Annotated in this window: 13 protein-coding genes; 3 read left to right on the top strand and 10 right to left on the bottom strand. The window is 66.8% G+C overall.

Annotation, left to right across the window (positions count from 1 at the left end):
- Window positions 1–19 precede the first annotated feature (19 nt).
- From FBZ87_RS16260 to coxB, 8 genes are all read right to left on the bottom strand, one after another.
- Window positions 20–787, bottom strand: coding sequence for an SURF1 family protein (locus tag FBZ87_RS16260; RefSeq protein ID WP_145611340.1), 768 nt, complete (start codon window positions 785–787; stop codon window positions 20–22).
- Window positions 784–1,218, bottom strand: coding sequence for a DUF983 domain-containing protein (locus tag FBZ87_RS16255; RefSeq protein WP_246134435.1), 435 nt, complete (start codon window positions 1,216–1,218; stop codon window positions 784–786). The genes FBZ87_RS16260 and FBZ87_RS16255 overlap by 4 nt, the downstream gene beginning before the upstream one ends.
- Before the next feature lie 38 nt (window positions 1,219–1,256).
- Window positions 1,257–2,126 carry a cytochrome c oxidase subunit 3 gene (locus tag FBZ87_RS16250; protein ID WP_040845183.1) on the bottom strand — a complete coding sequence of 290 codons (870 nt, stop codon included), beginning with the start codon at window positions 2,124–2,126 and terminating at the stop codon, window positions 1,257–1,259.
- A gap of 186 nt (window positions 2,127–2,312) precedes the next feature.
- Window positions 2,313–2,942 carry a cytochrome c oxidase assembly protein gene (locus FBZ87_RS16245; protein ID WP_281288977.1) on the bottom strand — a complete coding sequence of 210 codons (630 nt, stop codon included), beginning with the start codon at window positions 2,940–2,942 and terminating at the stop codon, window positions 2,313–2,315.
- A gap of 101 nt (window positions 2,943–3,043) precedes the next feature.
- Window positions 3,044–3,238 carry a hypothetical protein gene (locus FBZ87_RS16240; protein WP_088871958.1) on the bottom strand — a complete coding sequence of 65 codons (195 nt, stop codon included), beginning with the start codon at window positions 3,236–3,238 and terminating at the stop codon, window positions 3,044–3,046.
- 44 nt (window positions 3,239–3,282) lie between these two features.
- Entirely contained in the window at window positions 3,283–4,194 is a 912-nt protein-coding gene (gene cyoE, locus FBZ87_RS16235) for a heme o synthase (RefSeq protein ID WP_145611339.1), read from the bottom strand.
- A 134-nt stretch (window positions 4,195–4,328) separates the two neighbouring features.
- Window positions 4,329–5,942 (bottom strand): cytochrome c oxidase subunit I, encoded by a 1,614-nt coding sequence (gene ctaD, locus FBZ87_RS16230; RefSeq protein WP_145611338.1) that lies wholly within the window; start codon window positions 5,940–5,942, stop codon window positions 4,329–4,331.
- 55 nt (window positions 5,943–5,997) lie between these two features.
- Window positions 5,998–6,888, bottom strand: a complete 891-nt coding sequence (gene coxB, locus FBZ87_RS16225) for a cytochrome c oxidase subunit II (protein ID WP_145611337.1) — start codon at window positions 6,886–6,888, stop codon at window positions 5,998–6,000.
- A 584-nt stretch (window positions 6,889–7,472) separates the two neighbouring features.
- Here coxB and tldD point away from each other — a divergent pair.
- The 3 genes from tldD (at window position 7,473) to FBZ87_RS16210 (ending at window position 10,064) form a co-directional block, all read left to right on the top strand.
- On the top strand, window positions 7,473–8,906 hold the full coding sequence (gene tldD, locus FBZ87_RS16220) for a metalloprotease TldD (RefSeq protein WP_145611336.1): 1,434 nt from the start codon (window positions 7,473–7,475) through the stop codon (window positions 8,904–8,906).
- 37 nt (window positions 8,907–8,943) lie between these two features.
- Window positions 8,944–9,528, top strand: a complete 585-nt coding sequence (locus FBZ87_RS16215) for a DUF5655 domain-containing protein (protein WP_145611335.1) — start codon at window positions 8,944–8,946, stop codon at window positions 9,526–9,528.
- Window positions 9,529–9,719: 191 nt separating this feature from the next.
- Window positions 9,720–10,064, top strand: coding sequence for a hypothetical protein (locus FBZ87_RS16210; RefSeq protein ID WP_145611334.1), 345 nt, complete (start codon window positions 9,720–9,722; stop codon window positions 10,062–10,064).
- A gap of 139 nt (window positions 10,065–10,203) precedes the next feature.
- Here the strand turns inward: FBZ87_RS16210 and FBZ87_RS16205 are convergent, their stop codons facing one another.
- Window positions 10,204–11,571: a glutamate--cysteine ligase gene (locus FBZ87_RS16205; RefSeq protein WP_145611333.1), complete on the bottom strand. Its 1,368-nt coding sequence runs from the start codon at window positions 11,569–11,571 to the stop codon at window positions 10,204–10,206.
- An 86-nt stretch (window positions 11,572–11,657) separates the two neighbouring features.
- Window positions 11,658–12,449 carry a 16S rRNA (uracil(1498)-N(3))-methyltransferase gene (locus FBZ87_RS16200; protein ID WP_145611332.1) on the bottom strand — a complete coding sequence of 264 codons (792 nt, stop codon included), beginning with the start codon at window positions 12,447–12,449 and terminating at the stop codon, window positions 11,658–11,660.
- Window positions 12,450–12,585 lie beyond the last annotated feature (136 nt).

Genomic DNA, 12,585 nt, shown 5'->3' with positions numbered 1-12,585 from the left:
CAACCGGAAGAAAGCAGCCTCAGTCGCTCTCCACCCGGCTGAAACGCAAGTAGGCGATGACCGCCAGGGCAATGGCCAGGCAGTACCAAGTGATGGCGTACTGCAGATGGTCATTGGGGATGGTGACGCGGGTCTGGCCGCCCACGGGGAAGCCGCCGGGGTTGGGCGTGGCGCCGGCCTCGACCACCACGGGCTCCGGCACCTCGGTCCCCGCCTTGGCCGCCATGGCGGGCAGGTCGTACCAGAGCCAGAAATTGTCATTCACCAGATTGTCCGGCTGCATCCAGCCACGCGGCGGCGGCACGCGGGCCACGCCGTCCACCGTCACCTCGCCTTCCAGCTGGCCTTCAGGCCGGCGCGCCGGGTCCTTGCCCTGGGTGGGAACCCAGCCGCGGTCGATCAGCACCACGCCGCCGCCGTCCGCCCGCACGAAGGGCGTAACGACGTCGTAGCCGGGGGCCCCCTTCAGCGAGCGGGCGCCCAGGTACAGCTCATGATCGTTCAGGAAGTGGCCGGTGATGCGCACCCGGCGATAATCCCAGGCCTTGGGATCATCGATCTTGGCCGGCAGTTCGGCCGGGGCGGCCGCCATCTGCTGCTGGATGTGGTCCAGGATGCCCTGCTTCCAGAACAGGCGCTGCACCTGCCACGTGCCCAGGCCGGCCATGAACAGGATGGCGCCCCCAGCCACCAAGCCGGCCCAGAAGGTCGGACGGAAGCGCCGGTGTCCCTTCGCGACGGGACCAGGCGCGGCGCCGGTGGGGGAAGCGGTGGACGAAGAAGTCATGCGCCAGAATTCCTATCGCTGTCACTATCGCCATGCCCGGCGCCATGTCCGGGCGTGTCTTCGGGGGGCCCTTCGAATTCGGCCCGGCGGTAGCGGTATTGCAGGGCGAACACCACGCCCTTGGCCGGGCGCAGCAGGCCCAGCGTGCCACCCAGGATGACAACGCCCCAGACCAGGCCGGTCAGCCATAAGGGCCAATCCACCCGCATGGACACCATCAACGCGACGGGCACGATGACGAAGCCCAGGATGAAGATCAGGAAGACGGCCGGGCCATCGCCACTGTCGCCCCGGGCCAGTTCCAGGCCGCAGACGGGGCAACGCTCCGCCACGGTGAGGAAACCCACGAACAAATCGCCCCGACCACAGCGGGGACACTTGCAGCGCAAGCCCGCCAGGATCGGGGCGACGGTGGAGGCATCAGAGTCCAAGGTTCATTTCCGTCAGGAACGGAACGACGGTCCCGGCATCAGTGCGGGATCACGCCGCGCGGCGTGGAACCCCACCAGTAGATGCTGACGAACAGGAACAGCCAGACCACGTCCACGAAGTGCCAGTACCAGGCCGCGGCCTCGAAGCCGAAGTGGCTCTTGGGCGTGAAGTGGCCGGCGCGGGTGCGGAAGAAACAGACGATCAGGAAGATCGTTCCGACGATGACATGGAAGCCGTGGAAGCCGGTCGCCATGAAGAAGGCCGAGGTGTAGGCGTTCTGGGCGAAGCCGAATTCGGCGTGCATGTACTCATATGCCTGGAAGCAGGTGAACAGCAGGCCCAGCAGGATGGTGAAGCCCAAGGCCCGGGCCGCTTCCTTGTTGCGGCCCTCGACCAGCGCATGGTGCGCCCAGGTGACCGTGGTGCCGGACAGCAGCAGGATGACGGTCATCAGGATAGGCATGTCGAAGGGGTTGACCGGTTCAATCCCTTTGGGCGGCCAGACGCCGCCATTGGCGGCGACGCGGCCGATCTGCTGCGCCTCGTTGAAGTAGATGCTGGTGTCGAAGAAGGCCCAGAAGAAGGCCACGAAGAACATCACCTCGGACGCGATGAACAGGGTCATGCCGTAGCGCAGGCCGATCTTCACCACCGGGGAGTGGAGCTTGCGCACCACCGATTCGCCGATGACGTCGCGCCACCAGGCAAACATGACGCCCAGCACGCCCAGGAAACCGACGATGGCCAGGATCCAGCCATGGCCATGCATGCCCAACACAGCACCGCTGGTCAGCAGGCCCGCCGCGACGGAGGCGACCAAGGGCCAAGGGCTGGGGTCCACCAGGTGGTAGGGCTGCTTTATGCCCTCAGAATTTCCGGGAGCGGAGTTAGCCTGGACATCAGCCATGTTCTTGTTTCCCTCGGATCAAAACAACGCGGTGGTCGTCAGATATCGGCGGACATTGCCGCCCCGGTCCTTATTCGTGCCCTCCCTGGTCCCCCGCGTTCGGAGGACTGGACACTCCCTTGGTAAACGTTCCTGCCCCGCCCGTCCAGAGGTTGTACGGTGGCGAAGCCGTTGCCCGGGTACGCTTCAGCCGCCCGGACGCGCTTTGACGGCCTGGTCCTGAACGGCTGCCGCCGTCTGGTCGGCCGCCAGGAAGAAGGTGTAGGACAGGGTGATGGTGGCCACGTCCTTCATGTGCGGGTCGTCGGCCAACGAGGGATCGACGAAGAAGGTGACGGGCATGTCCAGTTCCTGCCCCGGCTCCAGCCGCTGACGGGTGAAGCAGAAGCACTGGATTTTGTTGAAATAAATGCCGGCCTTGTCGGGCGTGACGTTGAAGGTGGCGGTGCCCACCAACGCCTTGTCCGACAGGTTCTTGGCGTGGTAGCGGATCTCTCGCACCTCCCCCAGCTTAACCTGCACGGCATTCTGAAGGGGTCGGAATTGCCAAGGCAATTCGCGGTTCACTTCGGCATCGAAACGAACAGTGACGGTGCGGTCGACCACGCGGTCGACGCCCTTTTCCGCCACCTGCGTCGTGCCGCCGAAGCCGGTGGCCTTGCAGAACACCCGGTAAAGCGGCACGGCGGCGAAGCTGAGCCCCACCATGCCGGCCACGATGGTCAGCGCGCCCACCAGCATGCGCCGGTTGCGCCGGGCCAGATCAGGCCGCGCGGGCGGGGTCTGCGGGGAATCGGGACCTGGAGTGTCAGCCAACCTGTCGCCTCCCTGGCTTTGACGACGCCCCTTTGCGGTAGGCGGCCGTCCTTGCGCGCCGATGGCGGGTTCACCCGCCCAATTCTTATTGGGAAAGGGGGTTACTGGCCTTGCGCGTGCAGCCCCATGCGCACGATGGCCACGACATAGATCAATGCCACGAAGCCCAGCAGCGAGAAGAATAGCGCCAGGTTCTTGCCACGCTGGCGGCGCGCCCGCTCGGCCGCGTCGAGGACAGGCTCGGGCGCGGAGGAGGTGCCGGCGGGGGTACCAGTGGGATTGATGGTGTTGGCCATGCGGTAAGGGTTCCTATGCGGAGGGGCCCTCTCAGGCGAGGGCGTCAGGCCACCAGCTTCTCACCGATCAGGATGGCGAGCAGCAGGAAAAGGTAGAGGATGGAATAGGCGAACATCTGCTTGGCGGCGCGATGGGTCTTGTCCAGCATGACCCGCACGGCGCAGAGGATGAACAGCAGGCTGAGCACCGTGGCGCCCACCAGGTACGCCATACCGCCCACACCGAACCAGTGGGGGGCGATGGCGATGGGCAGCAGCAGCAGGGTGTAGACCAGCATCTGGCGCTTGGTGGCGGCCTCGCCCGCCACCACGGGCAGCATGGGCACGCCGGCACGGCTGTAATCACCGCTGCGGAACAGAGCCAGCGCCCAGAAGTGCGGTGGCGTCCAGAAGAAGATCAGGCAGAACAGCAGCACCGGGCCGATGCTGACGTCGCCCGTCACCGCCGCCCAGCCGATCATGGGCGGGAAGGCGCCGGCGGCCCCGCCGATGACGATGTTCTGCGGCGTGCGGCGCTTGAGCCACATGGTGTAGACGAAGACGTAGAAGGCGTTGGCCACGCCCAGGATGGCGGCGGCCACCCAGTTGACCGCCAGGCCCATCAGCAGGACGGACGCGACGGACAGCACCACGCCGAAGGCCAGCGCCTCATCCGGGTTGACCTTGCCCTGGGGGATGGGCCGGCCGCGGGTGCGCTCCATGACGGCGTCGATGTCGCGGTCGTACCACATGTTGATGGCTCCGGCGGCACCGGCGCCGACGGCGATGCACAGCAGGGCCACCACCGCCAGAACCGGGTGCAGGGTGCCGGGAGCCACCACCAAGCCGGCCAAGCCGCTGAACACCACGAGCGACATGACCCGGGGTTTCAGCAGGGCGATGTAGTCGGCCACGCTGCCCGGCAGGCTGGCGGCCTGGTCGGGGGCGGTCTGGCCTTCGAAGGCGGTATCGGTCATCTGTCTTCGCATCTCATCCGACGTCGCCGGCTCCATGCGGGGAACCGATGGCGTCTTTAATCAGGCAAAACCGCGCGGGAAGCCACCCCTCCCGCGCGGTCGTCGCCTATGCAGCCGGTGCCACCCTCAGCACCTTACTTGATGCGGGGCAGAACCTCGAACTGGTGGAACGGCGGCGGGCTGGACAGGGTCCACTCCAGCGTCGTCTCACCGGTGTTCCAGTAGTCGGCGCCGACGCGCCGGCCGAACATCAGGGTATAAAGGGCCATCACGACGAAGAACAAGGTGGAGCCGAAGGAAATGTAGGCCCCGATGGAGGAGATCTGGTTCCACATGTGGAACGCGTCCGGATAATCCGGGATGCGGCGCGGCATGCCCTGCAGGCCCAGGAAGTGCTGGGGGAAGAAGATCAGGTTCACGCCGATGAAGGTGGTCCAGAAGTGCAGGTGGGCCGCCCATTCCGGATGCTCCCGGCCCGACATCTTGCCGATCCAGTAGTAGTAGCCAGCGAAGATGGCGAACACGGCGCCCAGGCTCAGCACGTAATGGAAGTGCGCGATGACGTAGTAGGTGTCGTGCAGCATCACGTCCAGGCCGCCGTTGGCCAGCACCACGCCGGTGACGCCGCCCACGGTGAACAGGAAGATGAAGCCGATGGCCCAGACCATGGGCGGCTTGAACTCGATGGAGCCGCCCCACATGGTGGCGATCCAGGAGAAGATCTTAACGCCCGTCGGCACGGCGATGATCATGGTCGCCGCAGTGAAGTAGGCGCGGGTGTCGACGTCCAGGCCCACGGTGAACATGTGGTGCGCCCAGACGATGAAGCCGACCACGCCGATGGCGACCATGGCGTAGGCCATGCCCAAGTAGCCGAACACCGGCTTGCGTGAGAAGGTGGAGACGATCTGGCTGATGATGCCGAATGCCGGCAGGATCATGATGTACACTTCGGGATGGCCGAAGAACCAGAACAGGTGCTGGAACAGCAGCGGGTCGCCGCCGCCGGCCGGGTCGAAGAAGTGGGTGCCGAAGTTGCGGTCGGCCAGCAGCATGGTGATGGCGCCGCCCAGCACGGGCACGGCCAGCAGCAGCAGGAAGGCGGTCACCAGCATCGACCACACGAACAGCGGCATCTTGTGCAGGGTCATGCCCGGCGCCCGCATGTTGAAGATGGTGGTGATGAAGTTGGCGGCACCCAGGATGGAGGATGCGCCCGCCAGGTGCAGGGCGAAGATGCCCATGTCGACCGAGGGGCCGCTGTGTCCCACGGTGGAGGACAGCGGCGGGTAGATGGTCCAGCCGGTGCCGGCGCCCGGGCCGATCAGCGAGGACGAAACCAGCAGCAGGAAGGCCGGGACCAGCAGCCAGAAGCTGATGTTGTTCAGGCGCGGGAAGGCCATGTCCGGCGCACCGATCATCAGCGGCACGAACCAGTTGCCGAAGCCGCCGATGACGGCGGGCATGACCACGAAGAACACCATGATCAGGCCGTGGGCGGTGATCAGCACATTCCACTGCTGGCCGATGTCGGCCGACAGGTGGTTCAGGATCTGGATGCCCGGCTCCTGCAGTTCCATTCGCATGATCACCGAGATGGCGCCGCCGATAAGGCCGGCGATCACGGAGAAGATGAGGTAGAGCGTGCCGATGTCCTTGTGGTTGGTCGAGAACAACCACCGCTTCACGAACCCGGGCTTATGGTCGTGATGCGCGTCGTGAGCCGTATCGTGGGCTGCGTGCGCCATAATTCCAGTTCCCCTCGTTAATCTCTGCCGGGGTTAAATATCAGACGGGGCGGGCTCAGCGCGCGGCGCCATTGTCCGTCGCCAGGGCGGTCTTGGTGGCCCCTTTCGCCGCTTCCAGCGACGCGAGGAACGCGCGGCCCGCGTCGATGCCGGCGGTCTTGGTCTTCTCGGCCCAGGCCTTGTAGTCCTCCTTGCTGACGGCATGGACGACGATGGGCATGAAGCCGTGGTTGGTGCCGCAGATCAGCGTGCACTGGCCATAGAAGGTGCCTTCGGTGCTGGCCTGCAGCCACGTCTCGTTGATGCGGCCGGGGACGGCGTGCAACTGAACGCCCAGCGAGGGCACGTACCAGGAGTGGATGACGTCGGCGCCGGTCAGCAGCAAGCGGACGGGCGTGCCCACCGGCACCACCATCTCGTTGTCTACGGTCAGCAGGCGGGGCTGACCCGGCTTGAGATCACCGTCGGAGACGATGTTGCTGTCGAAGGAGATGTCGTTGTTGTCCGGGTATTCATAGGACCAGTACCACTGGTGGCCGGTGATCTTCACCGTCATCTCAGGATTGGGCGTGCGGTCGCCGTAGTAGAGGACGCGGAAGGACGGCACGGCCACGATCACCAGGATCAGCACCGGCACCACGGTCCACGCCACTTCCAGCAGGGTGTGGTGGCTGGTCTTGGACGGGACGGGGTTCGCGCGCTTGTTGAAGCGCACCATGACCGTCAGCAGCAGCAGCGACACGAAGGCGACGATGCCGATGATGATGTAGAGCAGCAGGTTGTGGAAGTTCTCCAGCTGCACCGCCACGGGCGAGTAGGCATGCTGCATGCCCAGCTTGCCCGCCTCCGGCATGCTCACCACCGGGTCGGCCAGCGCCACAGAAGCGCGCCCCGCCAGGGCCGTCAAAAGGGCCGCGAAGGCGGCGGCGTTCTTGCGTACGGACATCCCTTACCACTCTCTCGTTGCCGGGGACGCGTGACACGTCCCACCCGAAGATTGTCCTGGTGACCCACGCCGGCCCTGCACGCCCCCTGTTCAGGCGCCGCACCGAACGCGGGATGCCGTCCCATCCTCCCGTTTATTATGGGGGCCCGTCCTTGATCGACCTGCCCCCGCCCCCACCTCCCGTTGCGGCGGGACGAAGCGGCGACGGCGTCGGCGATCGGGGCACCTGTCCGGGAATTTAGACCCAGCATCGCAAGCGCCCCCGATGGTTAAGGGACACCTGCATCGTGGCAGACCATAACGTTCCCAATCCTTGACGTAAAGCGGACAACGCGTCCCAGCGCATACCGTTGGGCGCACTGACCCGCCCGCCGGACGCGCCAGGGTGGCGCAAAAGCGGCCCGGCGCTACAGCCTTGGCGTGCTTGAGGATTCCCGACCCCATCCACCTCCGCCTTCGAAGGGTGGCCTTTCCCCTGGCGATGGCGGCATCGACACGCCATGTTATGGATGTCACGCCCCGCCGGGTTGGCCGGCCCCGCTGCCGCCCCTGCTTTTCGGCCCGTTCCTTGGAGTTTCGCGACCATGAGCCTGCTCGCCCAGACCGACGATCTGTTTTTCACCCGGGCCGGACTGGACCGCGGGCGCACCGAATCGATCGTCGCCGACGCGCTGAAGGGCGGCGACGATGGCGAGTTGTTCCTGGAGTACGCCCAGTCTGAAGGCGTGTTCTGGGATGACGGCAAGCTTAAAAGCGCGTCCTTCGATACCACGCAGGGCTTCGGCCTGCGCTCCGTGGCCGGGGAGACCACGGGCTTTGCCCATGCCTCCACCCTGACGGAGGAGGCGCTGAAGCGCGCGGCCGCCACCGTGCGCACGGTCCAGGCCGGCCATGGCGGCACCTATGCGGAGCCGCCGGTGGGCACCAACCGCGCCCTCTACGCTGCCGACAACCCCTTGGCCATCGTGCCGTTCGAGGCCAAGGTGAAGCTGCTGGCCGACATCGACGCCTATGCCCGGGGCCGCGACCCGCGCGTGCGCCAGGTCAGCGCCAGCCTGACCGGCGAGTGGCAGGCCGTGCAGATCATCCGCGCCGACGGTCACCGCGTGGCGGACATCCGCCCGCTGGTGCGCCTGAACGTCTCCGTGGTCGTCGGCGAGGGCGACCGCATGGAGGCCGGCAGCTTCGGCGCCGGCGGCCGCCTGGCCTATGAGCGCTACATGCAGCCGGAAACCTGGCGCCACCATGTCGATGAGGCGCTGCGCCAGGCCCTGGTCAACCTAGCCGCCATCCCGGCGCCGGCGGGCGAGATGCCCGTGGTCCTCGGGCCCGGGTGGTGCGGCGTGCTGCTGCATGAGGCTATCGGCCACGGGCTGGAAGGCGACTTCAACCGCAAGGCCACCTCTGCCTTCTCCTCCCTTATCGGCCAGCGGGTGGCCGCCCCCGGCGTCACGGTGGTGGACGACGGCACGCTGGAGGGACGCCGCGGCTCCATCACCGTGGATGACGAGGGCACGCCCAGCCAGTGCAACACCCTGATCGAGGACGGCATCCTGGTCGGCTACATGCAGGACCGCATGAACGCCCGCCTGATGGGGGTGAAGCCCACGGGCAACGGCCGCCGCCAGGGTTTCAGCAGCGTGCCCATGCCGCGCATGACCAACACCATGATGCGCTCCGGCGACCGAACCAAGGAGGAGATTCTGGCCTCGGTGAAGCGCGGGCTGTACGCCGTGAACTTCGGCGGCGGCCAGGTGGACATCGTGTCCGGCAAGTTCGTCTTCTCCGCCTCGGAGGCCTATCTGATCGAGGACGGCAAGATCGGCCCGTCGGTGAAGGGCGCGACCCTGATCGGCAACGGCCCGGACGCCCTGACCAAGGTCACCATGATCGGCGACGACAGCTGCCTGGACGAGGGCATCGGCGTCTGCGGCAAGCAGGGGCAAAGCGTGCCGGTGGGCGTGGGCCAGCCCACGCTGCGCATCGACGGCCTGACCGTCGGCGGCACCGCGGCCTGACCGGGGCGGCCCGAACCGGACGAGAGGGAGGGCGGCCATGGGCAAGAGCCCGGACGAGATGATGGCCGCCATCCTGCGCAACCTGCCGGCCAAGACTGGCCGGGACGCGGATGCCTGGACCACCCTGATCAAGGCGGAGGGGCCGGCCGAGCCCAAGGCCTGCGCCCGCTGGCTGAAGCAGGCCTACGGCTTGGGCGGCGCCACGGCACAGGTGCTGGCGGCCCACGCCCTGGGCGGGGTCCACGATCTATCGCCGGAACAACGGCTGAATAAGCTGTATCAAGGGCGGGAGACCCTGCGCCCCATTGGCGACAGGTTGACCGCCCTGGCCCTGGGCCTGGGCGCGGATGTAACCAGCACCGTCCTGTCCACTATGGTCTCCTTCAGCGCGGGGCTGAAGTTCGCGGAGGCCAAGCCGGCGGGTAAGGGCCGAATCGACTTGGGCTTGGCCTTGGGCCGGGAGCCCCTGCCGCTAGGCGCCGTTTCCCTGAGCCCGGTCAAGACCGCCGATGCCAGCGATCGCATCACCTACAGGATCCCATTAGCCTCGGTGGATGACATCACCGAGGAGGTCGCGGATTGGCTGGCGCGCGCCCATGCCCGGGTTGCGACGCGCGACTGAATTTCCGCCGCCATCGCGACAGGCGCCCACCGTCGCCGAACAGCCCGGGCGCGACCTCAAGCCGGCGCGCGGGCCACTCCCCGCCAAATTCCGGAAACCCTCCCCAACCCGTCCGGAATGCCGCCGCGTTAGGGGGATCTTTGCGCGTTTTGGCCATTCCTGCGGCCTGGATGCGTCAGACGCGGGACTGGATGGAAACCGGTATCAATTTCGCAACGCTTCCGGACAAAAGACTGGTTGCCCACATCGCCGCGGTACGCATAAATCCGTTTGTTGCGTCATCCACATCAAACGGGGTTTTTATGCGTCACTATCAGTTACTGGCAGCAACTTTTGGCCTCACCTTGCTCACGGCCGGATGCCAGACCCAGCCGGATAACGCCCAGACGGCCAGTGCCGCCGCGCCCAAGGCCGCGGCCCAGCAGCGGTGCGTGAACACGGGCAGCCGCCTGGCCGGCAATTGCAACGATGTCGGCCACGCCGACCCCAAGGATCTGCTGAACCGTCCGCTGGGCACCAAGGTCCCTGGATCGTAAGCCCGCGGACCACGCGATGGGAATGACGCCACGGTTTCCGGGGGGAAGCCAGATGGCGTCGATTATAGGGAGGAATCCCCGGCCATAGCCGGGGGCACATAAACAACACGAGGCACCAAGGTCCGTTGAACGGCCGGCCTCAGTACGCGTATTCCGCGTAGACGCGATCGATATCGCCGCCCCATTCCCCGTTGAACTTGTTCAGCAGCTCCGTGGCCGGCGAAACGCCGCTGTCCACGATGGCCTGCAGCGCGTCCAGGAAGTGGCTTTCGTTGTCGCCCATGCCGGCCAGGCGCGCCCGGTTGTCCAGGCCGCTGCGCGACATGGCCACCGTCTGACGTGCGAGGTCCAGAACGGTGCCCTTGCGGAAAGGCGTGTCGAGGCCCAGGCGCGGCACGTTGTTGCGCAACTGCGCCCGCTCCTCCTCCGTCCAGTCCTTGATCATGTCCCAGGCGGCGTCCAGCGCCGTGGTGTCGTACAGCAGGCCCACCCAGAGGGCCGGCAGGGCGCACAGGCGGGCCCATGGGCCGCCGTCGGCGCCGCGCATCTCCAGGAAGCGCTTCAGCCGCACCTCGGGGAACAGGGTGGTCAGGTGGTCCACCCAGTCGGTGATCAGCGGCCGCTCACCCGGCAAGGCCGGCAGTTCCCCCCTCAGGAAGGCGCGGAAGTCCTGGCCCGAGGCGTCGATGTACTGGCCGTCGCGATAGACGAAGTACATGGGCACGCCCAGCGCGTGGTCGGCGTAGCGCTCGAAGCCGAAGCCATCCTCGAACACGAAGGGCAGGTCACCGCAGCGGTCGGGGTCGGTATCCGTCCACACATGGCTGCGCAGGCTCTGGAAACCGTTGGGCTTGCCTTCCTTGAAGGGGCTGTTGGCGAACAGGGCCGTGGCGATGGGTTGCAGCGCCAGGCTGACCCGGAACTTCTTCACCATGTCGGCCTCGGAGCTGAAGTCCAGGTTGACCTGCACCGTGGAGGTGCGGGTCATCATGTCCAGGCCCATGGTGCCCTTCTTGGGCATGTAGTCGCGCATGATGCGGTAGCGGCCCTTGGGCATCCAGGGAATATCTTCCCGCTTCCACTTGGGATTGAAGCCCAGGCCGATCATGCCGATGCCGAGGTCAGCGCCAATCGCACGCACCTGGGCCAGGTGCTCCGAAACCTCGCCGCAGGTCTGGTGGATGGTGCTCAGCGGCGCACCCGACAGCTCGAACTGGCCGCCCGGCTCCAGCGTGATGCTGGCCTGGCCCCTGGTCAGGGCGATGATGTTCTCGCCTTCCTTCACCGGGGTCCAGTCGTAGCGGGTCGCCATCTCGGACAGGATGCGGCCGATGCCCTGCTCGCCCTCATAGGGCAGCGGGCGGTTGTCGCCCAGGCGGAAGGCGAACTTCTCGTGTTCCGTGCCGATGCGCCAAGCATCCGCCGGCTTGTTGCCCTGTTCCAGATATTCGACCAGCTCGCGGCGGTCGGTGATGGGGGCACCCGGGCTCTTCGGCGGCGCAGACATCAGGTCGGTCCTTCTTTACACGGCTTGGCTTTACACGGCTTGGGTATCAAAGCGCGGCTGGGGGCCGGGAACAGGGAACGGGACTCTCAACGGAACGGCGGGCGCGCGTCCTGCCCTGGGGCGGCGGTCCAGTCGCCCGCCAGCGCCTGCCACAGGGCAAGCACAGCGAAAGCGGCCGTGTCCGCCCGCAGAATGCGTGGACCCAGTCCTACCGGGACAACAAAGGGTGTTTTGGCAAGCTGGTCAAGCTCACCGGGATGGAGGCCCCCCTCCGGTCCCACAAGGAACGCCGCCGGGCGCCCCGACGCAGTAGCCGCCGTCACAGCCGTGGCCAGGGGCTGGGCGGCCCCCGTCTCCGCCGCCACGAACAGCGTACGATCCCGGGTCAGGGGGTTAGCGGGCCAGCCGGCCAGCACGGACGAAAGGTCGGCCAGCGGGTCGACCACGGGCACGGACAGCCGCTCACACTGTTCCGCCGCCTCCACCGCGTTGGCGCGCAAGCGGTCCAGGTTCACCCGCGGCACATCGCCCCGGCGGGTCAGCACGGGGCAGAGGCGGGCCACGCCCAGTTCCGTCGCCTTTTCCACCACGTACTCGGTGCGGCCACCCTTCAGCGGCGCGAACAGCAGCCAGACGTCCGGCACCGCCACCGGCGCCCGGGTCTGTTCCAGCAGGGTGATGGTGCCTCCCGACTTGGTCAGCGCCGATATCTCCCCCAGCCATTCGCCGCCAGCCTCGTTGAAGGCCAGCAGCCGGTCGCCGGGTGCCTGGCGCAGCACGCCGCGCAAATAGTGCGCCTGGTCGCCCGACAGCGGTGCCGACTGGCCGGCGGCCAGGGGCGTGTCGATATGCAGGCGGGTGCGGGGGCGGTCGGCCATGGGGTCAGTCGCGGAGAAAGGAGACGGAACGGGAGAGGTCTAGATGCGGAACAATCATTCCTTTGTCCATTCTACCATTGAACACTCGAGCATTTTTCAAGGGTCAGCCCGTCCGCCTGAAGGGTGACCGGCCGCC

This window comes from Nitrospirillum amazonense, from assembly GCF_007828035.1.
Classification (GTDB): domain Bacteria; phylum Pseudomonadota; class Alphaproteobacteria; order Azospirillales; family Azospirillaceae; genus Nitrospirillum; species Nitrospirillum amazonense.
Note: the sequence above shows the minus strand (reverse complement) of the source record. Positions and strands in the feature narration are given on the sequence as shown.